Consider the following 25956-nt stretch of genomic DNA (forward strand, 5'->3'; position numbering starts at 1 on the left):
GGGTGTTGTTGGCGGTGGCGTGATGGGAGGCGGCGCACCGCCCGAATGAAGCGTTCAGGACAGGGCGCGCAGCCCGGCCCGCAGGTCGTCCGGGGAGGACTGGACCAGATTTTCGACCACGGCCTGCGTCTCCCGCCAGACCGGCAGGGCCGCGGCCAGGAGAGCGCCACCCTCAGGGGTGAGCGCGAGGCGGCGGCTGCGCTTGTCCTCGGGATCCGGCTCGACCCGGATAAGCCCCCGCCTCTGGAGAGGCTTCAGGGCAGCCGTGAGGGTGGTGCGGTCCATGGCGAGGAGCGACGCGACGCTGCCCATGTTCGGCGGCTGGGGGCGGTTGAGAGACATCATGAGCGAGAACTGGCCGCTCGTGAGGCCGAAGGGACGCAGAACTTCGTCGTAGCGACGGGCCAGGGCTCGCGCCGCGCGCTGGGCATGAAGGCAGAAGCAGGCATCGCGGACCTCGAGCGTCACGGCAAAGGGAACGCCGTCGCTTTTCGGCGCATCGTCGAGTTTTGACATGAGGGATATTATGTTGATATCAACATTAATGTCAAGGAAGCGGCCTGAGAGCTGCCTTCGAATCCGACGAATCCCAACCTGGAGCGGCTACATGCATGGCGGATTGTTCACACCCCGCCCCGAGGATGCGATCCATGCACGGATCGAGGGGTGGTGCGAGGCTGTCCGCGCCCGCGATGTGGAGAGCATCGCGGCCTATTACGCGCCCGGCATCCTGGCTTTCGACGCCGTGTCCAGCCTCCGGTTCGAGGGCCTCGACGCCAATACGCAACATTGGCGGGACTGCCTGGCCTCCGGCGAGGGAGAGATGATCTTCGAGGTCCGGGACATCGCGGTCACAGCCGGGGTCGATCTGGCCTTCGCGCATTTCCTCAACCGCTCCGGCCGCCGGGACGGGGACGGCCGGGAGGATGCGGTCTGGCTGCGGGTCACCCTGGGCTACAGGAAGCATTTGGGCCAATGGCTCATCGTGCACGAGCATGTCTCAGTGCCGTTCGATCTGGAGAGCCATGAGGCCCTGATCGACCTGCACCCTTGAGAGAGACCAGGTCTCCCGGGAAAGCCGCGGCGGCTTGGCCGTTTGACCCTGACCCGATCATGCCTTAAGCGGCGCCATTGTTTCACTATCCGCAGACGCCGCGCCTTGCCGCCCGCCCGCGAGGCTGCGCCACCAGGGAATCGCATGAATCCGACGCGACGCCAGATCCTCGGCTCGCTTTGCGCTCCGGCGCTCCTGGCCGGCTTCACGAAGCGGCCGGGCCTCGCCTTCGCGGGCTTCTCGCAGGACGGCAGCGCCTATCAGCGCTATCTCGGCATCTGGAGCCGCTATTTGTCCGGTGCCTCGGTCGAAGACGCGGAGGCCACGTCCCTCCTGGAGCACCCGGAGAGCTTCAGGGAGCGGCGCGAGGCCTTTCCGGAGGCCTCTGCCTTCGGGGTCTTCACCAGCTGCACGCCCCATCGGGACGTGTTCTACGACTGCCTCGATTTCAGCCTGCGCTGGCTCACCGCGCCCGACAATCCGGACCCTGCCCTGCCGCCGCTCTACAACCGGGGCCAGCTCTATTCCTGGCAATGGTCGTTCTGGGGCCGGGCGGCCCTGGAGCTCTACGAGGCCACGGGCGAGACAAGGTTCCTCACCCTCCTCGTAGGCGCCGCGCACAACGTGATGGCCGCGCGGGACGACCGGCACGGCATCGTCGACGAGAACCAGAAGCGGGTGGTCAAATCCTGGGGCTCGGTGATCTCCTTCGGCGGCCCCCAGATGCGCGGCACCGACGTCACGGCCACGGGGCTCATCACGCTGCCGATCCTCCAGCTCGCCAACAGGCTCGCGGCGCGCGGAGAGCTCGACGAGGAGGTGGCCGGCCTCGCCCAGCAATGTGCGCCCTCCTTCGACGAATACGAGATGTTCTATGTAGACCTGCCGACATTCGACGCAGGCTGCTACCGATACGCGTTCATTCCCCAGGCCATCGACCCCACGAACCACATCAACGCCTTCGGGGCCGGCCTCGTGGAGCTTTATGCCTTCACGAAAGAGCAGCGCCATCTGGAACGGGCGCGCAAGCTCCTCAACTTCTATCGCGGCTCGATGGTCGTCGACCGGGACGGCGCCATCTCGACCCCCTACGAGCAGGATCCGGAATTCAAGAAGCATCCGAAATCGGAATGGTTCTGGAAGATGACGGTTTCGGCCGAGCTTCCGCTTGCGCTCGCCCGCCAGGGCCTCCTGGTGAAGGAGGAGGAGATGATCGGCATCGCCCGGACCTATGCGGACGTGGTGATGGCCGAACCCGGCGGCATCAACGCCATGACGCGGCGCAGCGACAAGGCCCGCATGATCGACTTCACCAAGCCCCTCGACAGCGAGACGCCCGAATACCGCAGCTACGTGCCCATGGTCGCCGCGAGCCTGTTCTTCGTGGATCGGGAGCGCCGCATCGGCGACAAGCTCCTGCGCTACATGCTGCATTATCCACAATGGTTCACGAACGGCCTGTTCAGCGGAGGCGGCGTCGCCATGCTGGCTCGCGCCTATTCGCTGAGGCGAGGCTTCCGACTGTAGCGGCCTGCTCTCAAGGCGGCGGATGCCCGGGAAAAGAATCCGCGCCCTGCGACGAAAATCGCCGTCGGGCGTTACGATTGCGATAGCATTCGAATCAGGTTTGCCCCATCTGTAGCTCCAATGGATGCTCCCCTGACGCCCCAAGATCATGCCCTGGCCGCCGCCATGCGCGACGCGGCGCGGGAGGCCGGCGCCCTGGCCCTTCCGTTCTTCCGCGAAGGCACGCAGACGGCGGCGCGCCTGTGGTACAAGGAGCGCAGCTCCCCGGTGACCGAGGCGGACATCGCGGTCGATTCCTTCCTCAAGGACCGCCTGACCCGCATCCTCCCCGAGGCCGGGTGGCTGTCGGAGGAGACGGCGGACGACCCGGCCCGGCTCGGGCGGTCCTATGTGTGGATCGTCGATCCCATCGACGGCACCCGCGCCTTCGCGACCGGCCACCCGGACTGGTCGGTCTCCATCGCGCTGGTCAGGGACGGACGGCCGATCCTCGGCGTCGTCCATGCGCCGATCCATGACCGCCTCTACGAGGCCTGCCTGTCCCAGGGGGCGTTCTGCAACGGCATCCGCATGACGCTTCCGTCAGGCCCTGCCCTGGAGCCTTTGCGGGTCGCGGGTCCCAAGCCCCTCATCGACCGGGCCGAACGCCATCTGGGCCATGTGGAACGCCTGCCTAAGGTGCCGTCCCTGGCTCTCCGGCTCGTCCGGGTCGCCGCGGGGTCGATCGACGTGGGTCTCGTCTCGGCGAATGCGGCCGATTGGGACATCGCGGCCGCAGATCTGATCATTGCCGAGGCCGGCGGAGTCCTGTCCGATTTCAGCGGCAATCTGCCGCCCTATAACCGCCCCGATCCGTGCCACGGCGAAATGCTTGCCGCTGCGTCATGGTTGCATCCTCGGGCCGTTGGCGCCATGAGGACTTGAGAATCGGGTTTTCCCGTAGCAACAAGCCCTCTCCACCGTCTGGAAAGAGATCACACCATCATGACCGACATGCCCGGTAAGCAGCTCCTCCATCTCGTGTTCGGGGGCGAGCTCGAACAGCTCGACTCGTCTACCTTCAAGGACCTGTCGAAGCTCGATATCGTCGGCATCTACCCGAACTATGCGACCGCCCATACGGCCTGGAAGGCCAAGGCGCAGGCGAGCGTGGACAACGCGCATATGCGCTACTTCATCGTCCATCTCCATCGCCTGCTCGAGCCGAGCCAGGGCTGACCTGAACCCGCGATGAGCCTGGTCAAGCGCATCACGCGGTCGCGCCCCGTCCAGGAAGCCCTCGGCTTCCTGGTGGCGAGCTATCTGGGGCTCGTGCGGCGCACCAACCGGTTCGTCATGGAACCGGCGGATGCCTATGACCGGATCGGCCCGATGATGCCCGTGATCGCCGCCATGTGGCACGGGCAGCATTTCATGATCCATTTCGCTAAGCGGCCGCAGGACCGGGCCGCGAGTCTCGTCTCCCGCTCGGGCGACGGGGAGTTCAATGCCATCGCGCTTCGCCATCTCGGCATCCGGGCCATCCGCGGCTCGGGCGCCCGTGGGCGCGACATCCGCAAGAAGGGCGGTGTCTCGGCCATGCGCGCCATGCTGCGCGCACTCGGCGACGGCGAGATGGTGGTCATGACCGCCGACATTCCCAAGATTGCGCGAGTTTGCGGCGAAGGCATCGTGACCCTGGCGCAGCTCTCGGGCCGCCCCATCGTGCCGGTCGCGGTGGTGACGAGCCGCAGGATCGATTTCGACAGCTGGGACCGGGCGAGCCTGGGGCTCCCGTTCGGCCGCGGCGCCATGGTCCTCGGCGACCCCATCCAGGTCCCCCGCGAGGCGGACGCGCAGACCCTGGAAGCGGTCCGCCAGGCTGTCGAGCGGGAACTCGACGCCGTCCATGCCCGCGCCTATGCGCTGATCGGCGCGAAGGATCCCGGCGCCCGCGTGAAGGAACACCGCGCCCGGGCCCTCGCCGGAGGCTCCCGCGCATGAGGGTACCGCTTCTCGCCAGGACCTACCGTACCCTCACGGCCGTGCTGGAGCCGGCTGTCATCGGCCTCCTCTACTGGCGGCAGCGCAAGGGCCGCGAGGACAAGACCCGCCTCGGAGAACGGCAGGGCTATCCCAGCCGCCCGCGGCCGAAGGGCCATCTGGTCTGGGTGCACGGGGCGAGCAATGGCGAGACCCTGTCCCTGATGCCCGTGGTGGAGCGCCTGACCCAGCGGGGCCTCTCGGTCCTGGTCACGTCAGGCACCCGCACCTCCGCGGCTCTCATCGCCCGCCGCCTCCCGCCCGGCGCGGTGCACCAATACGTCCCCCTCGACGTGCCGCGCTATGTCCGGCGGTTCCTCAAGCATTGGCGGCCCGACCTCGCCCTCGTGGCCGAGTCAGAGATCTGGCCGAACACGGTCCTGGCCCTGGATGAGCGCCAGATCCCCCTCGTCATGGTCAACGGACGCATGTCGGACCGCTCCTTCCACCGCTGGCAGAAGCTGCCCCGCATCATCCGGGCCCTTCTGGAACGGTTCGCCCTCTGCCTCGCTCAGACGACCGAGGACGCGGAGCGCCTGGCCCGGCTGGGGGCACCGCGTGTCTTCGTGACCGGCAATCTCAAGTTCGACGCCCCGCCGCCTCCAGCCGACCCGCGCGCTGTCGCGCATCTGTCCGGCCTGATCGCCGGCCGCCCGGTCTGGCTCGCAGCCAGCACCCATCCGGGCGAGGAAAGCGCCGCCCTGGCGGTGCACCGGGCGCTGGTGCAGCGTCATCCCAACCTGCTGACCATCGTGGCCCCGCGCCACCCGCAGCGGGGGCAGGAGGTCGCGGCCCTTGCCGGGCAGGCAGGCCTGCGCGCGAGCCGCCGCTCGCAGGGCATGGCGCCGGACCGGGCGACGGACGTCTATGTGGTCGACACCATCGGCGAGATGGGCCTGTTCTATCGCCTGTCCCCCGTAGTCCTCATGGGCGGGACCCTGGTCCCGGTCGGCGGACATAACCCGATCGAGCCCGCCAAGCTCAGCGCCGCGATCCTCCACGGCCCGCACGTCCACAACGCGGCGGAGATCTACGCGGCCATCGACAAGGCCCGGGGCGCTCTGCTGGTGAAGGACAATGCGGGCCTTGCCCGGGCCGTCAGCGAACTTCTGGGCAACGCCGCCCTCACCCGGGCGATGGCGCGGGCCGCCGGCGATGCCGTGCAGGCCCTCGGCGGGGCGGTGGACCGCACGATCCAGTCCATCGAGCCCTTCATCGTCCAGGCGAAGCTCGGGGCCCGGCGCTGATGCGCGCGCCCCGCTTCTGGGGGCGGACGCCCCCTTCCCTTCTGGCTCATCTCCTCACGCCCGTTGGGGCGCTCTATGGCGGCATTGCCGCCTCGCGGATGCGCCGACCGGGGAGCAGGGCCGGATTGCCCGTTCTGTGCATCGGCAACTTCACGGCCGGCGGGGCCGGCAAGACTCCGACCGCGCTTGCGGTGGCCGAGATCCTGACAGGTGCAGGCGAGCGCCCAGCCTTCCTGTCTCGGGGTTATGGCGGGCGCCTGAAAGGCCCCGTCCAGGTCCAGCCCGAACATCGGGCCACAGATGTGGGCGATGAGCCGCTTCTCCTCGCCCGAAGAGCACCGGCAATCGTCTCCCGCGATCGGCCTGCGGGCGCACGGCTCGCCGTCGAGACCGGGGCGACCGCCATCGTCATGGATGACGGGCTGCAGAACCCTTCCCTCGTCAAGGACTGCGCCATCGCGGTGGTCGACGGGGCGACCGGCCTCGGCAACGGCCTCCCGCTGCCGGCAGGTCCCTTGCGAGCGCCCTTGGAAGCGCAGTGGCCCGCGGTCGATGCCGTCGTGATCATCGGCGAAGGCGCGCCCGGCGCATCCGTGGCCGCGGAGGCGGTGCGCAGGGGAAAACAGCTATTCCGGGGCGTTCTCGAACCGGAAGCAGCCGCCGTCGAAAGCCTCCGCGGCAAGCCGCTCCTGGCCTTTGCGGGGATCGGCCGGCCGGAGAAGTTCTTCTCGACCTTGCGGGATTGCGGCCTTGCCGTGGAACGCGCCCTGCCCTTCGCCGATCATCATGCCTTTACGGCGAACGAGATCGAGGCCCTGCGCAGCGAGGCGGAGAGGCGAGGCCTCCAGCCCGTCACGACCGAGAAGGACCTTGCCCGGATCGCCGGCACGAAGGACCTGCCGGCCTGGCCCGAACTAAGGGCCCTGCCCGTGCGGCTGCGCCTGACGGATCCGGTGGCCTTCCGGACATTCATTCTGAGCCACGTCGCTGAGCGCCGCACTGACGTCCCTTTGTCCTCTCCCTCAGGATGAGGACGCCGCCTGCAGGACGCGGGTCATGACCGCCTCGGGAGACGAATAGGCCTCCTGGCGCTCGACGCTCCAATACTTCAACTCGTCGAGCGGAATGGGCTTGCCGGTCACGGCGCAGCGCACGAAGGCGCCCGGCTTGAGGACCCGCAGGTCGCTGTCGAGATATTGCACGACGGCCTCGCCGCCGATCGGCTCGAATCTGTTCATGGGGTCTGACATCACGCCGTCTTGGTCAACGGTCTTCACATAAGACCGCCCTGACCTGGTTTTCAATGCCGCATCAGAACAGGGCGCCCTGCTCTTCCGCGACGGCGACCTTGGGCCGGTGCACTTTTGGCCTGAGGCCGCGGCCGCCGGTGGCCTGGGCCGTGCCGTCGGCGAATTCGAGCACCAGGGCCTGGCCGTCCATCACCTCCTCGGCCCCGCGCAGAGGCTGGCCGTCCGCATCCCGCACCAGGGCGAAACCGCGCGCCAGGACAGACTTGTAGTTCAGGCTGTCGAAGAGCTGGCCCAGCGACTCGAAGCGCTTGGCCTTGCGGTCGATCTGACCTCGGAGGGCCGGCTCCAGCCGTTCCGAGACCCGCCGGACCAGATCGGCCGACTGGGACAGGCGCGTGCGCTCGGCCCTCAGCAGGGTATCGCGGGCCACGACGAGGCGCTGGCCCGCCTGCTTCAGGGCCTCCTGGCGCTGGACCAGGGAACGGCTCACGGCCAGATGCGGCCGTTGTCCCACCGCGTCGAACTTCCCCCGCATGGCCGCCACCCGGGCGACCGGCGAGACTCGCGAGAGCTGGCGCGACAGGTCGAGCAGCCGGGCCTCATGGGTGCGGGAGTTCCGCGACAGGGCGGGCAGGAGCCTCGCGACGGCGAGGTCGAGCCGCTGGCGCTTGGGCGCGAACAGCGCATCGGGGGCAGGCAGAGCCCGGGCCGTGGCGCGCAGGTCCGACCGGCGCCGCTCCAGGATGCGGAATACGGATTCCACATGGCGGCGGGCGAGATCATGGACGCCCGCCATCAGCTCGACCCGGACCGGCACCACCATCTCGGCCGCCCCCGTGGGCGTGGGCGCCCGCCGGTCTGCCACATGGTCGATCAGAGTCCAGTCGGTCTCGTGGCCCACGGCGGAGACGAGCGGAATGTCGCTCTCGGCCGCGGCCCGGACCACGATCTCCTCGTTGAAGCCCCACAGATCCTCGATGGAGCCGCCGCCGCGGGCGACGATCAGCACGTCGGGGCGTGGGATCCTGCCCCGTGGATCGAGGGCGTTGAAGCCACGGATGGCGGCCGCAACCTCGTCCGCGCAGGTCTCGCCTTGCACCCGCACGGGCCAGACGAGCACATGGCGCGGGAAGCGGTCCTCCAGCCGGTGGAGAATGTCGCGGATCACCGCGCCGGTCGGCGAGGTGATTACGCCGACGACCTGCGGAAGGTAAGGCAGCCGTCGCTTGCGCTCCTCGGCAAAAAGCCCCTCGGCCGCGAGCTTGCGGCGGCGCTCCTCCAAGAGCGCCATGAGGGCGCCGACGCCCGCCGGCTCCAGGGAATCCACCACGATCTGGTAGGTGGACTTGCCCGGAAAGGTTGTAATGCGGCCCGTCGCGATGACCTCCAGGCCCTCCTCGGGCCGGATCTTCAATCGCGAAAAAGTGCCCTTCCAGATCACCGCGTCGATTCGGGCGCTCTGGTCCTTGAGGCAGAAATAAGCGTGTCCGGACGAGTGCTGCCCCCGGAAGCCCGAGATCTCACCGCGCAGGCGCACATAGCCGAACGCCTCCTCGAGGGTGCGCTTGAGGGCGCCCGCAAGGTCGGAAACCGACCATTCCGGCGCGTTCGAAGGTGCCTTGTCCGCCATCATGGGCAAACCCTACCCCCTGCCCCGCCCCCGTGCCAAGGGCCCGGCGGGCACCGCTCACAGCCATCCGGTCGCAGGCCGGTCTGGTGCCATGTGCGGTTTCGCACGCAGCCCACGTTGAAGAGGAGCGCTTCGAGGAACCATCCGGAACGATAGTTTACGAAACAACGTTGCGATGGCAATTTGCCCCAAAAGGGGAGACCATCATGGCTGACGATATCTACTACACGATCGACGATGAACGCACGACCGAACAGGACTTCACACCCGCGACGGCTGCCAACATAACGGTCACCGTTACCGAGACCGGCCGCGTCACGACACCGACCGGGGACGGCATCGTGATCCTCTATCCGGCAAACTTCTGCGATGTCACGATCAACGGCTTCGTGTCGAGCCCGGGCCATGACGGTGTCTCCATCCTTATAGGAAAGACCCTCGTGGGAGCGACAGGACACGTTGAGGGAAGATACGGCTTCTTCTGCGCCAATACCGCGACCCTGACCAACCACGGCACGATCACGGGCACGATGGACGCTGTCGTCGGCTCGGACAATCTGACGGTCGTCAACGATGGCACCATCGTGGGTGGACAATATGGAATCAATTTCAATACGCGACTCAATCCACTCAACGTCACGAACGACGGCACGATCACGGGCAAATACTCAGCCATCTTCAGCGGGAAAAGCAACGATATCGTCGTCAACAGGGGCCTTCTGTCCAGTACCGAGGCCACGACCGTCACGCTGGGGGACGGCAACGACTCTTACGACAGCACATCCGGCGGGCGCGCGACAGGAATCGTCGATCTCGGCAGCGGCTCCGACACCGCCCGCGGCGGCGACGCGGATGACGTCTTCGACGGCTTCTACGGAGACGATCTCCTGGTCGGCGGCGGCGGGCATAACACCCTGATCGGCGGAGCGGGTGCCGATACCCTCGATGGCAGCAATGGTGTCAGCCTGGCGTCCTATGAACGGTCGAAAGCCGGCGTGACCGTCGATCTGTCCCACGAGGCCGGCAATACGGGCGATGCCGCAGGCGACCATTTCATCGAGATCCGATCCGTTCGGGGTTCTGCCCACAGCGACACGCTTGTGGGCGCGGGCGAGAACGACACCCTCTGGGGCGGAGCGGGCGCCGACAGCCTAGACGGCGGGGCGGGCACCGACACGGCCGTGTTCTCCGGGGCGAAATCCGCCTATACGCTGGTGAAGAACAGCGACGGCAGCATTACGGTGACGGGCCCCGACGGCACCGATACCCTGCAGAATCTCGAATTCGCCAAGTTCAATGACGCCACCCTCGACCTGTCCACCGTAACGCCTCCCCCGCCGCCGCCTCCGTCCGATGGCGGCTCTTCGGGCGGTGGCGGAGGGGGCGGCTCGTCCGGAGGCAGAGGGGGCGGCAGCACGCCTACCGGCCCAGTTTCGCTGAGCCTGCGCGGCACTTCACGGGCCGACCGGCTCACCGGCGCGGACGGAAACGATGTGCTCAAGGGCCTCGCCGGCAACGATGTGCTCAAGGGGCTGGCCGGCAACGACAAGCTCTACGGCGGGGCCGGCAAGGACGTGCTGTATGGCGGCGCAGGCCAGGACATCTTTGTGTTCGATGCCAAGTTCAACAAAAAGACCAACCTCGACAAGATCGCCGACTTTACCGTCAAGGACGACACACTCTGGCTGGAGAACAGCCTGTTCAAGGCCAACAAGAGCCTCTACGCCGCGATCAAGAAGGGCAGTGAGGCCAAGCCGCTGAAGATGGCGAGCAAGTTCTTCACGGTGGGCGACAAGGCCAAGGATGCCAACGACTTCTTCGTCTACGACAAGAAGAAGGGTGTGCTGTCCTATGATGCGGACGGCTCGGGGTCGAAGGCTGCGGTCGAGATCGCGACCCTCAAGAAGGGCCTCAAGATGACCTATAAGGACTTCTTCTTCGTCTGAGGTCGTCAAGACCAGGTTGTAGCCATCCGGCTACAACCTGGAAACTGCAAGGACCCTGAACACATGGATCCACGGCATAAGCCTCGGGGATGACCCGCGCCGAAGCGACAGGGATGTGGAATCCATGCATTCTCCCCGTTCTCCACAAAGCGGAAAGCCGCAGGGGAAGTAGCCTTCGGGGCGCGGCATCGGCGAGCTTGCGTTTGGGGGCCGAAGGTCCCATATAGGCCTCGGGAGGTTGGCGAGGGACGTCTCACTCGCCAACCGGGTCAGGTCCGGAAGGAAGCAGCCCTAACGAGACCGAACGGGTCTTCGTCCAGCCTCCCACCCCGGCGCCCGCAGCGGTGCTCCTGTCGCTTCCAGTTTTTGCAGCCGATGGACGAAACCACAGCCGGCACGCCCCCGAATGACGAGCCGGCCCTGCCGGGCTTTCCCTCTGCGCCGGCGCCCGCCGCGTCCGGCAACGGGGCTTATCGCGTCCTCGCCCGCAAGTACCGCCCCCGCACCTTCGACGACCTGATCGGCCAGGAGGCCATGGTCCGCACCCTCTCGAATGCCTTCGAGACGGGCCGGATCCCACAGGCCTGGATGCTCACGGGCGTCCGCGGCGTCGGCAAGACCACCACGGCCCGCATCCTGGCCCGGGGCCTCAACTACCAGACCGCCGACGGGACCGGCGGCCCGACCATCCACATGCCTGGCCTCGGCGTTCATTGCGAGGCGATCATGGAATCCCGGCACGTGGACGTGCTGGAGATGGACGCCGCCTCGCATACCGGCATCGACGACGTCCGCCAGATCATCGACGGCATCCGCTATTCGCCGGTCTCGGCCCGCTACAAGGTCTACATCATCGACGAGGTGCACATGCTCTCCGAGAAGGCGTTCAACGCCTTCCTGAAGACCCTCGAAGAGCCGCCGCCCCACGCCAAGTTCATCTTCGCCACCACCGAGATCCGCAAGGTCCCGGTCACCATCCTGTCCCGCTGCCAGCGCTTCGACCTGCGCCGCATCGATGCCGACAAGCTCGTGGCCCATCTCGGCCGCATCTGCGACGCCGAGGGCGTCCGGGCGGAGCCCGAGGCGCTCGCGGCCATCGCCCGGGCGGCAGAGGGCTCGGCCCGCGATTCGCTCTCGCTTCTCGATCAGGCCATCGCCCACGGGGCCGGCATCGTGAAGGCCGAGACCGTGCGCGACATGCTGGGCCTCGCCGACCGCACCCAGGTCATCGACCTGTTCGAGGCGGTCATGCGCGGCGACGTGCCGGAGGCCTTTGCGGGCCTGCGGACGCAATACGATTCCGGCGCCGACCCGGCCGTGGTCCTCTCCGACCTCGCGGCTTTCGCGCATGTGGTGACACGGCTGAAGCTGATCCCCGAAGCCGCGAAGGACCCCGCTTTGTCCGAGGCCGAGCGGAGCCGGGGGCTCGATTTCGCCCGTAAGCTTCCCGTTCGGGCTCTCTCCCGCGCCTGGCAGATCCTGCTGAAGGGCGTCCCGGAGGTGCAGGCCTCCAACCGGCCGGTCGCGGCCGCCGAGATGGTGCTGGTGCGCCTCGCCTATGCGGCGGACCTGCCGACCCCGGACGAGGCCCTGCGCGCCCTGCGGGACGGAAACCCGCTGCCTGCGGGCGGCCCGCCTCCGTCGCCTGCGCCCTCGCCGTCGGGGCCTGTCTCATCGGGGAACATGGCGCTTGCCACCTCCCAAGCCCGCCCGCAGCCACGGCTGGAGCCGCAGGGGGCGCCCGCGCTCCGCCTGCGCCGCTTCGAGGACGTGGTCGCCATGGCCGGTGAGAAGCGCGAGATCGTGCTCAAGGCCGCCCTCGAGCGGGACGTGCGCCTCGTCCGCTTCGAGGAGGGCAGCATCGAACTGAGCCTCGCCGAGGGCGGCAGCCGCACCATTGCCAACGACCTTTCCCGCGCGCTCCAGCAATGGACCGGCCAGCGCTGGATGGTGGCCCTGTCGTCCGAGGAGGGCGCGCCGACCCTGCGCGATCAGGCCCTTGCGGCCGAGCGGGAGCGCCGGGAGGGCGCCGCCAGCCATCCGCTGGTCCAGGCGGTGCTCGCCAAGTTCCCGGGCGCGCAGATCGTCAACGTGGTCGAGCGCAAGTCCGAGGATCAGGCATCCGACGCCGAGACCGAAATTCTCGGCGAGGCGGACGCGATGGCGGCCCACGAGACCGAGGCCGACGACGACCTGGATTGAGGAGACCGTCATGAAAGACATTATGGGATTGATGAAGCAGGCTCAGGCCATGCAGCAGAAGCTGCAGGACGCCCAGGCCGAGCTCGACACCGTCGAGGTCGAGGGCACCGCCGGCGGCGGGGTCGTGACCGTGCGGGTCTCGGGCAAGGGCGCCCTGAAGGCGATCAGCATCGATCCGTCGCTCATGAACCCGGACGAGAAGGAGATCCTCGAGGATCTCATCGTGGCCGCCATGAACGACGCCCGCGGAAAGGCCGACAGGGCCGCGCAGGACAGGATGGCGGAGCTGACCAAGGGCCTGCCGCTGCCGCCCGGCATGAAGCTGTTCTAAGGGATCGCGATGGCCCAGAACGTCGCCGGACCCGAGATCGAGCGCCTGATCCAGCTCCTGGCCCGCCTTCCGGGCCTGGGGCCGCGCTCGGCCCGGCGCGCCGCGCTGCATCTCATCAAGAAGCGCGACACGCTTCTCAACCCGTTGAGCGAGGCCATGCGCGTCGCCAACGAGCGCATCGTCGTGTGCTCGTCCTGCGGCAACGTGGATACGTCGGATCCCTGCACGATCTGCCGCGATCCGCGCCGCGACACCTCGATCCTCGTGGTCGTCGAGGATGTGTCGGACCTCTGGGCCCTGGAGCGCTCGGGGGCCGTCAATGCCCGCTACCACGTGCTCGGCGGCGTGCTCTCGCCCCTCGACGGCGTGCGCCCTGAACACCTCAATCTCGATCGTCTCGTGGCCCGCGCCTCCGAGCCCGGCGTCGCGGAGGTGATCCTGGCCCTCAACGCGACCGTCGACGGCCAGACGACCGCCCACTACATCACCGAACTCCTCGCCCATCTCCCCGTGAAGGTCACGAAGCTCGCCCACGGCGTGCCGGTTGGCGGCGAACTCGACTACCTCGACGAAGGCACCCTCTCGGCAGCGATCCGGCAGCGGACGGCTTTCTGATCCCCAAAGATCTCGGATGCTCGCGGGAAGCGCGACCCGCCCTCTCCCCCCTTGTGGGGGAGAGTTGGAGAGGGGGGTGTGAGCGCCACGTTCTGAGAGTCTTGCGCTAACACCCCCACCCTTGCCCTCCCCACAAGGGGGAGGGAATCCTGTCGTATCGTGTCCCGGTTGCGCGCGTCCTTCCCCGGATTTCGCCTTGTCATAACCGGCTCACGCCCTGGAACAGCGCACATCGCTCCCATTCCGGCACGGATCAGGTGACAGGCCGGGGCGCCGTTGCTAAGCAGACCTCCCGCCATTCTCTCCAAAGCCTGTGAGCCGATCCATGTCCCATACCGATCTCGCCCGCACCGTCGACAACGCCTGGGAGGACCGGGCGAATGTGAGCCCCGGCACCAAGGGCGCCGTGCGCGACGCCGTGGAAGAGGCCATCAGCCTGCTCGATTCCGGCAAGGCCCGTGTCGCCGAGAAAGTCGGCGGCGAATGGCAGGTGCATCAATGGCTGAAGAAGGCCGTGCTCCTGTCCTTCCGCCTCAACGACATGGAAGTGATCAAGGGCGGCCCGGGCGAGGCCACCTGGTGGGACAAGGTCCCGTCCAAATTCGCCGGATGGGGCGAGAATCGGTTCCGGGATGCGGGCTTCCGCGCAGTCCCCAACTGCACCGTGCGGCGCGGCGCCTATATCGCGCCCGGCGTGGTGCTGATGCCGTCCTTCGTCAATCTCGGCGCCTATGTGGACGAAGGCACCATGGTCGATACCTGGGCGACCGTCGGCTCCTGCGCGCAGATCGGCAAGAACGTGCACCTCTCCGGCGGCGTCGGCATCGGTGGCGTGCTTGAGCCGCTTCAGGCGAATCCCACCATCATCGAGGACAATTGCTTCATCGGCGCCCGCTCCGAAGTGGTGGAGGGCGTCGTGGTCGGCGAGGGCTCGGTGCTGTCCATGGGCGTCTTCATCTCGGCCTCCACCAAGATCATCGACCGCAATACCGGCGAGGTCTTCGTCGGCAAGGTCCCGCCCTATTCGGTGGTCGTCCCCGGCTCGCTCCCTGGCAAGCCGCTGCCCGACGGCACCCCCGGCCCATCCCTCTACTGCGCCGTCATCGTGAAGCGCGTCGACGCGCAGACCCGGGCCAAGACGGGGATCAACGAGCTGTTGAGGGATTGATCCGATGGATCACTCCCCCGTCTCCCTCGCACAATCCCTCATCCGCTGCCCTTCAGTGACCCCCGCCGAAGGCGGAGCGTTGGCTTACATCGAGAGCGTCCTTCGGGAAGCGGGTTTCGCGGTGCATCGGCCGGTCTTCTCCGAGCCCGGCACGCCGGACGTGGAAAACCTCTATGCCCGCTATGGCACAGGGAGCCCCTACCTGCTCTTCGCCGGCCATACGGACGTGGTGCCGCCGGGCGATGTCGCCCGCTGGCGGCACGATCCGTTCGGCGGGGTGATCGACGGGGGCGAGCTCCATGGGCGCGGTGCGGTCGACATGAAGGGCGGGATCGCCTGCATGATGGCGGCGGCGCTCGCCTTCCTCCGCGAGCGGCCGGATTTCGGAGGCTCCATCGGCTTCCTCATCACCGGGGACGAGGAAGGACCAGCCGTCAACGGCACCGTGAAGCTTCTCGAATGGGCGAAGGCCCGGGGCGAGCGCTTCGACGCCTGCATCCTGGGTGAGCCGACCAATCCGGAGCGGCTCGGGGACATGATCAAGATCGGCCGGCGCGGCTCGCTCACCGGGCATGTGACGGTCGAGGGCAAGCAGGGGCACGTGGCCTATCCGCACCTCGCCGATAACCCGATCCCTCACCTCATGCGGCTGCTCTCCGCCCTCATCGGCGAGCCCCTCGACCACGGCACGGAGCATTTCGACGCCTCCAATCTCGAAGTCACGACCGTCGATGTGGGCAACCCGGCCGCGAACGTGATTCCGGCCGCGGCACGGGCCACCTTCAACATCCGCTTCAACGATCGCTGGACGCCGCAGAGCTTGGAGGAGGAGCTTGCCCGCCGCCTGCGCGAGGCTGCCGGCAACCATGTGCGCTATACGCTCACCGTCGAGCCGACCAATGCGGTCGCGTTCCTGACCGAGCCCAATGCCTTCGTGACCTTCATCGCCGAGGCAGTCGAGGCAGAGACCGGGATCCGGCCCAAGCTCTCCACCACGGGTGGCACGTCGGATGCGCGCTTCATCGTCCGGGATTGCCCAGTGGTCGAGTTCGGCCTCGTGGGCCAGACCATGCACCAGGTCGACGAGCGCGTGCCGGTCGCGGACCTCGACAGGCTCGCGGGCATCTATCGGAAGCTGCTCGATTCCTATTTTGCCGCCTGATCGCCGGTCCGGACTTCATCAGGAGCCGGGCCGTCGATAGGAATCCCTTGCTTTCGGGGCATTCGGGCGAGCCGGCCGAACGTTGTTCGCCTTCGACGAAAGTCGACGAAGTTCGGAACGTTCGCGGATTTTGCCGGTTTTCGTGGGCACTCGTCTTCCCGGAGTTCAGCCCATGATCGTGACGGCCGACGAAGTTAATCGCTCGTTCAAAGGCACCCTCGACCTGCTCAACAGCCGTGCCGAGGGTCTTCAGGCCTTCGACATGAGCGAGCGAGGATTCTGGCGCTCCTTCGCGGCGATCTGGCTCACGCTTCCGGCCTATATCGTCTCGGTCGCCTTCGAGCGGCTGCGCCTCGGTCTGCTGGTGCCGAACCATCCGCTGCTCGACAGTTTCTGGATCGATGCGGTGGTCGCCTTCGGCCAGGTGGCGAGCTTCGTGGCGTTGCCCGTGGCGATGATCTGGGGCACGCGCAAGCTCGGCCTGACTCACCGCTACGTGCCGTTCGTCATTGTGATGAACTGGGTCAGCGTCATGACCATGCTGGTCATGTCGGTGCCGGTCCTCCTGCTGATCCTCGGCTGGGCGCCGCCCCCGCTCGCCAGCCTCTTCAGCCTGGCGTTCTTCATCATCGTGCTGCGGGCGCAGTGGTTCGCCACCAAGGCGACCCTGGGCCTTCCGGGGCTTCCCGCCTTCGGGATCGTCGCCTTTGGCGTGCTGCTCAACAGCCTCATCCAGGCGGCGATGCGCGGCATCCTGACCTGAGGCCTCAGTCCGGGTAATCGACGCCGATCAGGTAGAGGCCCATGGAAGGCGCCATGGGCCCACAGCGGGTCCTGTCCCGAGCATCGAGGGCATTGCGAACCTCGTCCACCGTCCAGCGTCCGGCACCGGCCCGTTCCAGGGTTCCGACCATGGAACGGACCTGGTGGTGCAGGAACGAGCGGGCGGAGGCATAGATCCGGATCTCGTTCCCGGTCCGCTCCACATCGAGGCGGTCAAGGGTCCTGACCGGGCTGTTCGCCTGGCACTCGGCGGCCCTGAAGGTGGTGAAGTCGTGCCGCCCGATCAGGGTCTGGGCAGCCTCGTGCATCACGGCCGCGTCGAGGGGCCAGGCCACATGCCAGGCCCGGTTGATCTCAAGGGCCGGCGGGGAGCGCCGGTTGAGAATGCGATAGACGTAGTGGCGCTTGATGGCGGACATCCGCGCATGAAACGTGTCCGGCACCTGCACGGCCGAGAGGATGGAAACTGGCGCAGGCTTCAGATGGGCGTTGGTGGCGTCCCGGACCGTGTCCTGCCGCCAGTCCTTGGCGAGATCCACATGGACCACCTGATGGGTCGCATGGACGCCGGAATCGGTCCGGCCTGCACAATGGATCCGCACTGTCTCGCCGGCGAAGCGCGCAATGGCCTCCTCGACCGCCTGCTGGACGGACAGCCCGTTCGCCTGATGCTGCCAGCCCGTGAATGGCGTGCCGTCATATTCGACGACGAGCTTGTAGCGGGGCATGTCAGGCCAGCTCCGCGAAGGCGTTCGCATAGGCGACCGGTCCGCGCGCGTTCCGCCCCGCCTCGGTCAGGAACAGAGCCTGGAGGTAGGGGCCGTCATAGGGCGTCGACAAAGCAGATGTATCCTCGGCCTGGAAGCCGAATTCCCCGTAATAGGCCGGATCGCCCAGCACCAGGACCAGATCCGCTCCCTCATCGGCCAGACGCTGGAGCCCGTCCTCGATGAGGGCGGTCCCAATGCCCTGTGCGTGGAAGTCCGGGAGCACCGCCACCGGCGCAAGCGCGAGAGCCCGGATGCCTGGCGCTTCCGGGAGGGTGAGCGGCGAAAAGGCCACATGGCCGAGAACCGTGTCGGCGCAAGCGACAAGTGACAGGGAGAGATCGCCGTCCCGGCGCAGCCGGTCCACCAGATCCGCCTCGGCATCGCCGCCGAAGGCCGCGACGTGAAGGGAGCGGATCGCGGTCCGGTCCCCGGGCTCCTCGGGCCGGATCCGCAGGCCGGACGTCATGCGAGGCTCAGCCCTGCGGCCAGCCTGACGCCGCGCAGGAATGCATCGGCCGCCATGGGACCTTTGCCGGCCCGCTGCACTTGGAGGAGACGGACCGCGCCGTCGTGGCAGGCGATGAGCCCTTTGTCGTCGAGGAGCGTGCCCGGCGCGCCGCTTCCGCTCTCAAGGGCCGTGCGCAGCACCTTCACGCGCTCCGGGCCCTTGCCGAAATCGGCCGTGAAGAAGGCGCCCGGGAAGGGCGACAGGCCGCGGACATGGTCGTGCACCGCCTGGGCGGTCTTTGCCCAGTCGATCCGGGCCTCCTCGTTGGTGATCTTGTGCGCGTAGGTGACGCCCTCGTCGGGCTGGGGCGTGAAGTTCAGGCCGCCGCGGGAAAGCGCCGCGAGCGCCCGCACCATCAGGTCGGCACCGAGGACCATCAGCTTGTCGTGCAACTCGCCGGCCGTCATGTCCGGCGCGATGGCGACCCGCTCGGCCATGGCGACAGGGCCGGTATCGAGGCCTTCCTCCATCTTCATCACAGCGACGCCGGTCTCGGCATCTCCGGCCATGACCGCACGCTGGATCGGCGCGGCGCCACGCCAGCGCGGCAGAAGGGAAGCGTGCAGGTTCAGGCAGCCAAGGGAGGGGGCATCGAGGATCGGCTTCGGCAGGATCATGCCGTAGGCGACGACCACGGCAACGTCGGCCTCATGGGCGCGGAAGATTTCGGCCGCTTCCTCGGTGCGCAGGGTCTTAGGGGTCAGGACCGGCAGCCCGAAGCGCTCCGCCATCCGGTGCACGGGTGAGGGCCTCAGGTCCATGCCGCGCCCGGCCGCTGCCGGAGCCCGCGTGTACACGGCGACGACCTCGTGGCCCTGGCCGACGATCTCGGAGAGCGTCGGGACCGCGAAGTCCGGCGTCCCCATGAAGATGACGCGAAGGCTCATGCGCCGCCGGCCTCCCGCTTCGCGGCCTTCTTGAATTTCGTCATGACCCGGTCGCGCTTGAGCTTCGAAAGGTAGTCGATGAAGAGGATGCCGTTGAGATGGTCGATCTCGTGCTGCACGCAGGTCGCCAGCAGCTCGCCGGCCTCCTGCTCGATGGTCTCGCCGTCGAGATTCATGTAGCGGAAGCGCACCCGGTCCGGGCGCTCGACTTCCTCGTAATATTCCGGGATCGACAGGCAGCCTTCCTCGTAGGTGCGCTTCTCCTCGGAGGCCCAGACGATCTCCGGGTTGATGAGCACCATCGGCTGATGCTCGGTTTCCGACTTGGAGACGTCGATGGTGACGATCCGCTTGGGAACCCCGATCTGGATCGCCGCAAGGCCGACGCCCGGCGCATCGTACATGGTCTCGAGCATGTCCTCGGCCAGCGCCCGGATCTCGTCCGTGATCTTGTTCACGGGCTCGGAAACGAGGCGCAGCTTGGTGTCGGGGAGGATTACGAGGGGTCTGATCGTCATGATGGGCGGAGATAAGCCGTTGCGCCGGGATGGTCAAATCGTTCGTCTTATGTTCGGATGATTCCGTCAACCGGAACCTTTGCCTACGGACCCCACATGAACGATTCCGTCCTTCTCCTCGGCGCCTATGCCCTTCCGTTCGGAAAGGTGATGGCTGGGATCGCGGCCGTCTGCCTCCTGCTCCTGATGGTCATGACCCTGGTGCTCCTGCGGAGCCGGCGGGAGCGGGCCTTCGAGGCGGCCGTGGCGGCCGAGCGGGCCCGCGAGATGGACGACAAGATGGCTGAGATGACCCGCATCCAGGCCGAGATGACGGGGCGGATGCAGACCATCGCGGAGGTCTTCGGCACCCGCCAGAGCGATTTCGTGCGGCTGATCTCCGAGCGGATCGACGGCTTGCAGCACCGGGTCGGCCAGGGGCTGGAGGCCACGACCCGCCACCAGTCGGAAAACCTGTCACGGCTCAACGAGCGCCTCGCGGTGATCGATGCGGCACAGCGCAACCTCAAGGATCTTGCGGGCGAGATCGTCGGCCTCAAGGACGTTCTCTCCAACAAGCAGGCCCGCGGTGCCTATGGGCAGGGCCGCATGGAGGCGATCGTGCGGGACGGGCTCCCGAGCGGCGCCTTCGAATTCCAGCCGACCCTGTCCAACCGCACCCGGCCTGACTGCCTCGTGAGGCTGCCCGGCGATTCCCGGGGTCTGGTGGTGGACGCCAAGTTCCCGCTCGAAGCCTTCATCCGGTTCCGGGACGCGAGGGATGAAGATGGAAAAGTCCGCGCCGCTGCCCGAGTGCGCAACGATGTCCTGATCCATGTGCGCGACATCGCCGAGAAATACCTCATCCCGGGCGAGACGCAGGATATCGCGATCATGTTCGTGCCGGCGGAGTCCATCTACGCGGACCTCGCCGAGCATTTCGAGGACGTGGTCCAGAAGGCCCATCGGGCGCGGGTCGTGATCGTCTCGCCGTCCCTGCTGGCGCTGGCGATCCAGGTCATGCAGTCCCTGGTGCGCGATGCACGCATCCGCGAAGAGGCCCATGTGATCCAGGTCGAGGTGCAGAAGCTTCTGGAGGACGTGGAGCGCCTCAACGGGCGCGTGGCCAAGCTCGACGCCCATTTCCGCCAGGCTCAGGAGGATGTCGGGCAGATCAGGGTCTCGACCGAAAAGATCGTCAAGCGCGGCCAGAAGATCGAGACGCTGGAATTCGACGAGGGCGATGCCGAGAAGGCCGAGTGGATCAGGCTCCACGGGCCGGGCCTGCGCGCCGTCGAGTGACCGAAGGCCCCAGTCCAGGCGGGGAACAGAGCAAGCGGCGGGACGTTCTTGAAGCGTCGGACACGATCCCCCGCCGGTGCTGCGCACTGGCTCCCCCAGCCGAAGGATATGCGCCATGGGTCTTTTCTCGAAGGACATCAAGACGCTGGATGATCTCTTCATCCACACGCTCCAGGACATCTACTACGCCGAACAGCAGATCACGAAGGCCCTGCCCGAGATGATCTCCAAGGCGACCGATCCGCAGCTCAAGCAGGCCTTCCAGTCGCATCTCGGCGAGACCGAGCAGCAGGTGAAGATGGTCGAGCAGGTGTTCCGGATGCACGGCCACGATCCGAAGGGCGTGACCTGCCCGGCAATCGACGGAATCATCGACGAGGCCCAGGACATCGCGGGCGATATCGACGACCCGCAGGTGCTCGACGCGGCCCTGCTCGCTGCCGCGCAGGCGGTAGAGCATTACGAGATCACCCGCTACGGAACCCTGGTCGCCTGGGCCAAGCAGCTCGGCCGCGAGGATTGCGCAGGCGTCCTGCACCAGATCCTGGAACAGGAAAGGGCCACGGACCAAAAGCTGACCCGCATCGCGGAGAGCAAGGTCAACACCCGCGCAGCCTGACGCTCGGATCCGCTTCAGTTCATCGTTACGGGAAAGGCGGCCCCATGGCCGCCTTTCTGTTCATGAGCCGTTGTCTTGAAGAACAAACAGGTTATCCATCGCGCCATGATCCAGGGATGGGGCGCAGAACCTGCCGAAGGATGATACGGGCGGTATAGGCATGGGGCATCAAGCTCGGCTAAGTTGCGCCAATGACCTCCGCGTTCTCCCTCGATTCTCGCCTCGAAGCCGATACGATTCCCGTCGGCGACCTTGCCTTGTCGTCGGTCCTGCTCCTGAACGACGCCCGTTTTCCCTGGTTCGTCCTGGTTCCCCGCCTGGCGGGCGCCAGCGAGCTGACCGATCTCGACGCGGCGCAAGCCGTGCAGCTCATGGACGAGATGCGCATCGCCGTGCGGGTCATGACGGCGCTCGCCAAGCCCGACAAGGTCAATGTGGGGGCGCTCGGAAACATCGTGACGCAGCTCCATGTGCATGTGGTCGGGCGGTTCCGCTCCGACCCGGCCTGGCCGGGCCCCGTCTGGGGCCACGGGACGCGCACCCCCTACCCCGCTCACGCGGCCGCCGCCCTGGTCGAGCGCGCCGCCACCCTGTTCGCGGCCGCCTGAGCCGATCCCGAAAGACGCTTCCATGACCTCCCTGATGGCCTACATCACGAACCGGCTCGTCCGTCACAGCGTCGAGCACGACCCGGAGGCACTGGCGCGCCACGCGCGGGATCCGGAGGCCGCCATCGTCCTCCTGGCCGGGGACCTGCCGGTCCTGACGGCGGGCGAGCCGGGCACCTGCTTCCTGCCCGCTTCCGTGCTCGAAAGGCTGCCCGCCCACCGGGAGCAGGTCTTCCTCGGATATCTCCAGGACAGGCCGGTGATCGCCACCCTGGCCGACCCGGAGGCCGCAAAAACCTTCGAGGAGGATCCGGCCTTCACGGTCGAGAACCTGCGTGCCGTCGCGGTGAACGGCCTCGTGCCGGCCGAGGAGCTTGGCACGCTCGCCATGGCGAAGTCCCTGCTCGACTGGCATGCCCGGCACCGCTTCTGCGCCAATTGCGGCGCCCCGACGTGCCACGCCCAGGCGGGCTTCCGCCGCGACTGCGACGCCTGCGGGGCGCAGCACTTCCCCCGCACGGACCCGGTCGTGATCATGCTGATCACCCGCGGCGACCGGTGCCTGCTCGGGCGCCAGCCCCGCTTCGCGCCGCGGTCCTATTCGTGCCTGGCGGGCTTCCTGGAACCGGGAGAGACCATCGAGGACGCGGTGCGGCGGGAGGTATTCGAGGAGGCAGGGATCCGGGTCGGCGCCGTGCGCTACTTGGCCTCCCAGCCCTGGCCCTTCCCGTCCTCGATCATGATCGGCTGCGCCGGCGAGGCGGAGAGCGACGAGATCGTCTTCGACACGGCCGAGCTGGAGGATGCCCGCTGGTTCTCCAAGGACGATGTCCGGCGCATGATCGCCGGAACCCACGAGACCTTCGCGGCCCCCTCGCCGATCGCCATTGCGCATCATCTCCTGCGCCAGTGGGTGCGGGATTAGGCTAAGAGGCCCCTTCCGGCGCGGGTCCCGCACACGCTTGCAGGAACGGAGACCGCAGAAACGACCTTTCTCATCAAGATTGTGCATTGCAACCCGGATCGGTCGTTTTAGAATACACAAAGGGCTTCACCCCTTCTTCATGCACAGCTATGCAAGCTGACAGACGCCGAGATCGACAACCTTTGCCATAGGGACGGCAGTGCCCGACATCAAGCCGAACAGAACCTTCGTGAGCGCCCAGCGGGTCGCGGAACTGGCGGGCGTCTCGCGCTCGGCGGTGTCCCGCACCTTCACGGCCGGGGCGAGCGTTTCGGAGACGACACGCAAGAAGGTCATGCAGGCGGCGGAGACGCTCGGCTACCACGTCAACCATCTCGCGCGGGGCCTCATCCACGAACGCAGCGACATCGTCTGCCTGATCGCGGCGGATCTCAACACGCCGTTCCAATCCCGCATGCTCGAGACCATGACCCGGCGCCTTCAGGAGATCGACAAGGTCGCCATGGTCATCAACACGTCCGGCGAGAGCGAAAGCGTCGCGGGCGCGCTGCGCAAATCCCTCAACTACCGGGCCGATGCGACCGTGGTCTTCTCTGGAGCGCCGAGCGCCTCCCTTATCGACACCTGCATCAACAATGGCCAGCACGTCATCCTGATCAACCGCGACGACCATCTGGACGGGCCAGAGAATATCATGGTCGACAGCGCGACCGCCGCACGGGAGGCATTCCACATGCTGCGGCGGGCCGGCTGCCGGCGGATCGCGGTCGTCTCCTCGGATGTGGGAACGCCCAGCATCGTCGGCCGTGCGAAGAACTTCCAGCTCGCGGCTGCGGAAGCGGGCCTCGACGTCACCGTGACGCGATACGGACCGACCGCCTATGCGTCCGGCGCGGAGGCCGCCCGGATGCTTCTCAGCCGCTCCGACGCCCCTGACGCGGCCTTCTGCGTCACCGACCTCCTGGCCTTCGGCTTCATGGATGTGGCCCGGCACGAATTCGGAATGTCCATTCCGGACGACATCTGCGTCATCGGCTTCGACGACGTGGAGCAGTCGGGATGGTCGTCCTACAATCTCACGACGTTCCGGCAGCCGATCGACCAGATCGCCGACCACATCGTCCGCCATCTCGACGAGCCGCTGGCCATCCGGAAGGGCGGCGAGCCGACCCGCTTTCAGCCCCTCCCTGTCTGGCGCAAATCGGTCCGCCCGAAATAGGCCGACGCGCCGTCCCGGATCTCGCCGGTCTCAAGGTCGACCGTGAAATCCCGCGAGGGCGGGCTTGCCAGATATTGGCCGAGCATGCGCAGGAATCCGGCGAGGCGGAACTGGATGCTTGCAGGCTCCCACGCGCCCGCCGCGTAGCGCGACATCAGGGTCCGGTAGGCTGCAAGCCTTTCGTCCGGGATCTCGTCGAGCGCCAGTTGCCGTCCTTTTCGAAGGCGGTACCAATCGGCCACCATTTCGATGAACGGAAGTGTGAGGACGCTCTCCGGCATGGCACGAGAGTTCGTGCCTGTTTCCCCTCCGGCGAGCCTAAAGAGGTCTCCGACCGTGAGCCCGTGCACCGCATCGGCGAAATCCTCGGGCCATTCCCGCGGCAGGTAGCGGTGGCGAACCAGCTGGGCGAGATGACGGCTCAGGAACTCAGGATAGCTGCGCGTCTGCAGGATCCCGCCGAAATCCATGCCCCTGCGCCGGGCCTCGACCCCGTAGGCTGGAAAGGCCGCATCGAAACCCGGCACGTCGCGTAAAGAGACCGTCTCGACCGAGAGGCTCGTCTCCTCGAATGTCGCAATCTTGTAGGCAGCCGGAAACGCCGTGAGCGAGGGCACCGCGACATTGACCAGGAAGGCTCCGCCCCGGCGCAGGAGTGCCGTCTCGTTGACGTGCCAATGGCCGCTGAAATGCACGCCGATTCCGGCCTCCGCGAACGCCTCGGCCACCGCCGGTCGCGGCATTCTCCGGGCAAAGGCCGTCCGCCCGAACAGGCGAACCTCGTCGTCGAGCGTCGTGCTCAAGGGACCGATGACCGGATAATGCGAGAAGACCAGAAGCCGCTTGTTCAGGGCCGCGGCGCGGCGCGCGACGTCGCCTGCCCAGGACAGGAGAAACGGCTTGTCCGTCAGCATCGCATTCCAGCCGGCCTCGCTCCGGTCGACGAAGCCTTCGTCCCCGCCGCTCCTCGGCTTGTAGATGTTCGCGTCGAGGGACAGGATCCATAATCCCTCGACGGGCTCGACGAGATAGGAGGCGTCGATCATCTGCGCCTCCGTGAGGCCGTCGTCGGAGCGGACCTCGTAGGTTCTGTCCGCGAGCGCATCCGATCCGCCGAAGGGACATTCCCACAGGAGGTCGGTATCGCGCCGGAAATAGCCGAGCTCCGCCATGTCGGGCAGTGCGTCCGTATAGCCGTCGCAGAAGGCGGCCTCCGTCACGATGCGGCCCGCCGAGCGCCCGCGCGACGCATCCCTGTCGCTCGTGACCAGAATGTGCGTGCCGTCCGTATTGAGGAAGCGCTTGCCCATATGCCGCCCGGCCAGCGCAAACAGGTCATGATTGCCGGGGGTCGCGAAGAACCGCATGCCGTAGCGCGTCGTGTAGTCCCGCAGCAGGGCGAGCGCTGCGGCGCGATTGAAGGTCTGCCCATCATCCAGAAGATCGCCGACAATGACCACGAGCCGAATGTTCCGCGCCGCCACATCGTCGAGCGCGGCGCGCAGGGCATGGCTGCTCTCGTTGAACACCCGTGTCGACGCGACCGTGTCCGCCAGCGTCCGGACGGACGCGAAATCCTCCCGGGCGCCGTGAGGCCGGAAGGAGGTGTCATGGACATGCGGATCGGCGATGATGGCGACCTTCGGCAGCGCTGCCGTTCCAGAGGCGAGAAGGGACGTCACGG

General features: G+C 67.2%; 27 protein-coding genes and 1 other RNA gene. 20 read left to right on the forward strand and 8 right to left on the reverse strand.

From position 1 onward, the window contains the following. Positions 1–54: 54 nt before the first annotated feature. The gene (locus C4E04_RS15170) at positions 55–516 is read right to left on the reverse strand and encodes a MarR family winged helix-turn-helix transcriptional regulator (RefSeq protein WP_109598639.1); all 462 of its coding nucleotides are present in this window, start codon (positions 514–516) and stop codon (positions 55–57) included. Positions 517–607: 91 nt separating this feature from the next. On the opposite strand from C4E04_RS15170, the gene C4E04_RS15175 reads away from it, so the two are divergent. The 7 genes from C4E04_RS15175 to lpxK all read left to right on the forward strand — a co-directional run bounded on the left by C4E04_RS15175 (position 608) and on the right by lpxK (position 6881). Beyond that, a complete protein-coding gene (locus tag C4E04_RS15175) occupies positions 608–1054 on the forward strand; it encodes a nuclear transport factor 2 family protein (protein ID WP_109598641.1) in 447 nt (148 codons plus the stop codon). 144 nt (positions 1055–1198) lie between these two features. Continuing rightward, positions 1199–2581, forward strand: coding sequence for a hypothetical protein (locus C4E04_RS15180; protein ID WP_109598643.1), 1383 nt, complete (start codon positions 1199–1201; stop codon positions 2579–2581). Between the two features lie 120 nt (positions 2582–2701). Beyond that, positions 2702–3505: a 3'(2'),5'-bisphosphate nucleotidase CysQ gene (locus C4E04_RS15185; protein WP_109598645.1), complete on the forward strand. Its 804-nt coding sequence runs from the start codon at positions 2702–2704 to the stop codon at positions 3503–3505. Between the two features lie 60 nt (positions 3506–3565). After that, positions 3566–3799: a DUF4170 domain-containing protein gene (locus C4E04_RS15190; protein WP_109598647.1), complete on the forward strand. Its 234-nt coding sequence runs from the start codon at positions 3566–3568 to the stop codon at positions 3797–3799. A 12-nt stretch (positions 3800–3811) separates the two neighbouring features. After that, positions 3812–4564, forward strand: a complete 753-nt coding sequence (locus tag C4E04_RS21660) for a lysophospholipid acyltransferase family protein (protein WP_109598649.1) — start codon at positions 3812–3814, stop codon at positions 4562–4564. Further along, positions 4561–5850, forward strand: coding sequence for a 3-deoxy-D-manno-octulosonic acid transferase (locus C4E04_RS15200; protein WP_109598651.1), 1290 nt, complete (start codon positions 4561–4563; stop codon positions 5848–5850). The genes C4E04_RS21660 and C4E04_RS15200 overlap by 4 nt, the downstream gene beginning before the upstream one ends. Beyond that, positions 5850–6881, forward strand: coding sequence for a tetraacyldisaccharide 4'-kinase (gene lpxK, locus C4E04_RS15205; protein WP_109598653.1), 1032 nt, complete (start codon positions 5850–5852; stop codon positions 6879–6881). Before C4E04_RS15200 ends, lpxK begins: the two co-directional genes overlap by 1 nt. Here the strand turns inward: lpxK and C4E04_RS15210 are convergent. Together C4E04_RS15210 and xseA are read right to left on the reverse strand one after the other, a co-directional pair. Further along, positions 6873–7088 carry a DUF2093 domain-containing protein gene (locus C4E04_RS15210; protein WP_109598655.1) on the reverse strand — a complete coding sequence of 72 codons (216 nt, stop codon included), beginning with the start codon at positions 7086–7088 and terminating at the stop codon, positions 6873–6875. The two genes, lpxK and C4E04_RS15210, sit on opposite strands and share 9 nt — an antisense overlap. Positions 7089–7161: 73 nt before the next feature. Then, a complete protein-coding gene (gene xseA, locus C4E04_RS15215; protein WP_109598657.1) occupies positions 7162–8733 on the reverse strand; it encodes an exodeoxyribonuclease VII large subunit in 1572 nt (523 codons plus the stop codon). Between the two features lie 203 nt (positions 8734–8936). Here xseA and C4E04_RS15220 point away from each other — a divergent pair, with 203 nt between their 5' ends. The 8 genes from C4E04_RS15220 to C4E04_RS15255 all read left to right on the forward strand — a co-directional run bounded on the left by C4E04_RS15220 (position 8937) and on the right by C4E04_RS15255 (position 16917). Continuing rightward, positions 8937–10676, forward strand: coding sequence for a calcium-binding protein (locus tag C4E04_RS15220; protein WP_109598660.1), 1740 nt, complete (start codon positions 8937–8939; stop codon positions 10674–10676). Between the two features lie 232 nt (positions 10677–10908). Beyond that, positions 10909–11005: signal recognition particle sRNA small type (gene ffs, locus C4E04_RS15225), an RNA gene on the forward strand. Between the two features lie 46 nt (positions 11006–11051). Further along, entirely contained in the window at positions 11052–12878 is a 1827-nt protein-coding gene (locus C4E04_RS15230; RefSeq protein WP_109598662.1) for a DNA polymerase III subunit gamma/tau, read from the forward strand. A gap of 10 nt (positions 12879–12888) precedes the next feature. After that, complete coding sequence (locus C4E04_RS15235; protein ID WP_109598664.1) at positions 12889–13209, forward strand: YbaB/EbfC family nucleoid-associated protein; 321 nt, start codon at positions 12889–12891, stop codon at positions 13207–13209. A gap of 9 nt (positions 13210–13218) precedes the next feature. Beyond that, on the forward strand, positions 13219–13824 hold the full coding sequence (gene recR / locus C4E04_RS15240; protein WP_109598666.1) for a recombination mediator RecR: 606 nt from the start codon (positions 13219–13221) through the stop codon (positions 13822–13824). Between the two features lie 325 nt (positions 13825–14149). After that, the gene (gene dapD / locus C4E04_RS15245) at positions 14150–14992 is read left to right on the forward strand and encodes a 2,3,4,5-tetrahydropyridine-2,6-dicarboxylate N-succinyltransferase (protein ID WP_109598668.1); all 843 of its coding nucleotides are present in this window, start codon (positions 14150–14152) and stop codon (positions 14990–14992) included. A gap of 4 nt (positions 14993–14996) precedes the next feature. Continuing rightward, a complete protein-coding gene (gene dapE, locus C4E04_RS15250) occupies positions 14997–16154 on the forward strand; it encodes a succinyl-diaminopimelate desuccinylase (protein ID WP_109598670.1) in 1158 nt (385 codons plus the stop codon). 172 nt (positions 16155–16326) lie between these two features. Beyond that, positions 16327–16917 (forward strand): hypothetical protein, encoded by a 591-nt coding sequence (locus tag C4E04_RS15255; protein WP_109598672.1) that lies wholly within the window; start codon positions 16327–16329, stop codon positions 16915–16917. 4 nt (positions 16918–16921) lie between these two features. On the opposite strand, the gene truA is transcribed toward C4E04_RS15255, so the two are convergent. Genes truA through def form a run of 4 tightly spaced genes read right to left on the reverse strand, consistent with a single transcriptional unit; the run spans position 16922 to position 19620 of the window. Continuing rightward, the gene (gene truA, locus C4E04_RS15260) at positions 16922–17665 is read right to left on the reverse strand and encodes a tRNA pseudouridine(38-40) synthase TruA (RefSeq protein WP_109598674.1); all 744 of its coding nucleotides are present in this window, start codon (positions 17663–17665) and stop codon (positions 16922–16924) included. Between the two features lies 1 nt (position 17666). Next, positions 17667–18173, reverse strand: a complete 507-nt coding sequence (locus C4E04_RS15265; RefSeq protein WP_245416115.1) for a GNAT family N-acetyltransferase — start codon at positions 18171–18173, stop codon at positions 17667–17669. Continuing rightward, entirely contained in the window at positions 18170–19102 is a 933-nt protein-coding gene (fmt, locus tag C4E04_RS15270; RefSeq protein ID WP_109598676.1) for a methionyl-tRNA formyltransferase, read from the reverse strand. Before fmt ends, C4E04_RS15265 begins: the two co-directional genes overlap by 4 nt. Next, entirely contained in the window at positions 19099–19620 is a 522-nt protein-coding gene (gene def / locus C4E04_RS15275; protein WP_109598678.1) for a peptide deformylase, read from the reverse strand. Before def ends, fmt begins: the two co-directional genes overlap by 4 nt. 96 nt (positions 19621–19716) lie before the next feature. On the opposite strand from def, the gene C4E04_RS15280 reads away from it, so the two are divergent. The 5 genes from C4E04_RS15280 to C4E04_RS15300 all read left to right on the forward strand — a co-directional run bounded on the left by C4E04_RS15280 (position 19717) and on the right by C4E04_RS15300 (position 24272). Continuing rightward, positions 19717–20901 carry a DNA recombination protein RmuC gene (locus tag C4E04_RS15280; protein WP_109598680.1) on the forward strand — a complete coding sequence of 395 codons (1185 nt, stop codon included), beginning with the start codon at positions 19717–19719 and terminating at the stop codon, positions 20899–20901. A gap of 115 nt (positions 20902–21016) precedes the next feature. Next, positions 21017–21520, forward strand: coding sequence for a ferritin-like domain-containing protein (locus C4E04_RS15285; protein WP_109598682.1), 504 nt, complete (start codon positions 21017–21019; stop codon positions 21518–21520). Positions 21521–21711: 191 nt separating this feature from the next. Further along, entirely contained in the window at positions 21712–22128 is a 417-nt protein-coding gene (locus C4E04_RS15290; RefSeq protein ID WP_109598684.1) for an HIT domain-containing protein, read from the forward strand. Positions 22129–22150: 22 nt separating this feature from the next. After that, entirely contained in the window at positions 22151–23053 is a 903-nt protein-coding gene (gene nudC / locus C4E04_RS15295; protein ID WP_109598686.1) for an NAD(+) diphosphatase, read from the forward strand. A 199-nt stretch (positions 23054–23252) separates the two neighbouring features. Then, positions 23253–24272 carry a LacI family DNA-binding transcriptional regulator gene (locus C4E04_RS15300; RefSeq protein WP_109598688.1) on the forward strand — a complete coding sequence of 340 codons (1020 nt, stop codon included), beginning with the start codon at positions 23253–23255 and terminating at the stop codon, positions 24270–24272. Here the strand turns inward: C4E04_RS15300 and C4E04_RS15305 are convergent. Then, positions 24230–25954 carry a metallophosphoesterase gene (locus tag C4E04_RS15305; RefSeq protein WP_109598690.1) on the reverse strand — a complete coding sequence of 575 codons (1725 nt, stop codon included), beginning with the start codon at positions 25952–25954 and terminating at the stop codon, positions 24230–24232. The genes C4E04_RS15300 and C4E04_RS15305 overlap by 43 nt on opposite strands. Positions 25955–25956: the final 2 nt, after the last annotated feature.

The organism is Microvirga sp. 17 mud 1-3 (assembly GCF_003151255.1).
In the GTDB taxonomy this organism is placed as follows: Bacteria; Pseudomonadota; Alphaproteobacteria; order Rhizobiales; family Beijerinckiaceae; genus Microvirga.

Bases quoted from the DNA above. Each gene is read 5' to 3' on its own strand.
- C4E04_RS15230 (WP_109598662.1), top strand. From the start codon at position 11,052: ATGGACGAAACCACAGCCGGCACGCCCCCGAATGACGAGCCGGCCCTG.
- C4E04_RS15190 (WP_109598647.1), top strand. From the start codon at position 3,566: ATGACCGACATGCCCGGTAAGCAGCTCCTCCATCTCGTGTTCGGGGGC.
- C4E04_RS15285 (WP_109598682.1), top strand. From the start codon at position 21,017: ATGGGTCTTTTCTCGAAGGACATCAAGACGCTGGATGATCTCTTCATC.
- C4E04_RS15170 (WP_109598639.1), bottom strand. From the start codon at position 516: ATGTCAAAACTCGACGATGCGCCGAAAAGCGACGGCGTTCCCTTTGCC.
- C4E04_RS15235 (WP_109598664.1), top strand. From the start codon at position 12,889: ATGAAAGACATTATGGGATTGATGAAGCAGGCTCAGGCCATGCAGCAG.
- C4E04_RS15210 (WP_109598655.1), bottom strand. From the start codon at position 7,088: ATGAACAGATTCGAGCCGATCGGCGGCGAGGCCGTCGTGCAATATCTC.
- recR (WP_109598666.1), top strand. From the start codon at position 13,219: ATGGCCCAGAACGTCGCCGGACCCGAGATCGAGCGCCTGATCCAGCTC.
- xseA (WP_109598657.1), bottom strand. From the start codon at position 8,733: ATGATGGCGGACAAGGCACCTTCGAACGCGCCGGAATGGTCGGTTTCC.
- C4E04_RS15200 (WP_109598651.1), top strand. From the start codon at position 4,561: ATGAGGGTACCGCTTCTCGCCAGGACCTACCGTACCCTCACGGCCGTG.
- nudC (WP_109598686.1), top strand. From the start codon at position 22,151: ATGACCTCCCTGATGGCCTACATCACGAACCGGCTCGTCCGTCACAGC.
- C4E04_RS15290 (WP_109598684.1), top strand. From the start codon at position 21,712: ATGACCTCCGCGTTCTCCCTCGATTCTCGCCTCGAAGCCGATACGATT.
- dapE (WP_109598670.1), top strand. From the start codon at position 14,997: ATGGATCACTCCCCCGTCTCCCTCGCACAATCCCTCATCCGCTGCCCT.
- dapD (WP_109598668.1), top strand. From the start codon at position 14,150: ATGTCCCATACCGATCTCGCCCGCACCGTCGACAACGCCTGGGAGGAC.
- lpxK (WP_109598653.1), top strand. From the start codon at position 5,850: ATGCGCGCGCCCCGCTTCTGGGGGCGGACGCCCCCTTCCCTTCTGGCT.
- def (WP_109598678.1), bottom strand. From the start codon at position 19,620: ATGACGATCAGACCCCTCGTAATCCTCCCCGACACCAAGCTGCGCCTC.
- C4E04_RS15280 (WP_109598680.1), top strand. From the start codon at position 19,717: ATGAACGATTCCGTCCTTCTCCTCGGCGCCTATGCCCTTCCGTTCGGA.
- C4E04_RS15255 (WP_109598672.1), top strand. From the start codon at position 16,327: ATGATCGTGACGGCCGACGAAGTTAATCGCTCGTTCAAAGGCACCCTC.
- truA (WP_109598674.1), bottom strand. From the start codon at position 17,665: ATGCCCCGCTACAAGCTCGTCGTCGAATATGACGGCACGCCATTCACG.
- C4E04_RS21660 (WP_109598649.1), top strand. From the start codon at position 3,812: ATGAGCCTGGTCAAGCGCATCACGCGGTCGCGCCCCGTCCAGGAAGCC.
- C4E04_RS15175 (WP_109598641.1), top strand. From the start codon at position 608: ATGCATGGCGGATTGTTCACACCCCGCCCCGAGGATGCGATCCATGCA.
- fmt (WP_109598676.1), bottom strand. From the start codon at position 19,102: ATGAGCCTTCGCGTCATCTTCATGGGGACGCCGGACTTCGCGGTCCCG.
- C4E04_RS15180 (WP_109598643.1), top strand. From the start codon at position 1,199: ATGAATCCGACGCGACGCCAGATCCTCGGCTCGCTTTGCGCTCCGGCG.
- C4E04_RS15220 (WP_109598660.1), top strand. From the start codon at position 8,937: ATGGCTGACGATATCTACTACACGATCGACGATGAACGCACGACCGAA.
- C4E04_RS15185 (WP_109598645.1), top strand. From the start codon at position 2,702: ATGGATGCTCCCCTGACGCCCCAAGATCATGCCCTGGCCGCCGCCATG.
- C4E04_RS15265 (WP_245416115.1), bottom strand. From the start codon at position 18,173: ATGACGTCCGGCCTGCGGATCCGGCCCGAGGAGCCCGGGGACCGGACC.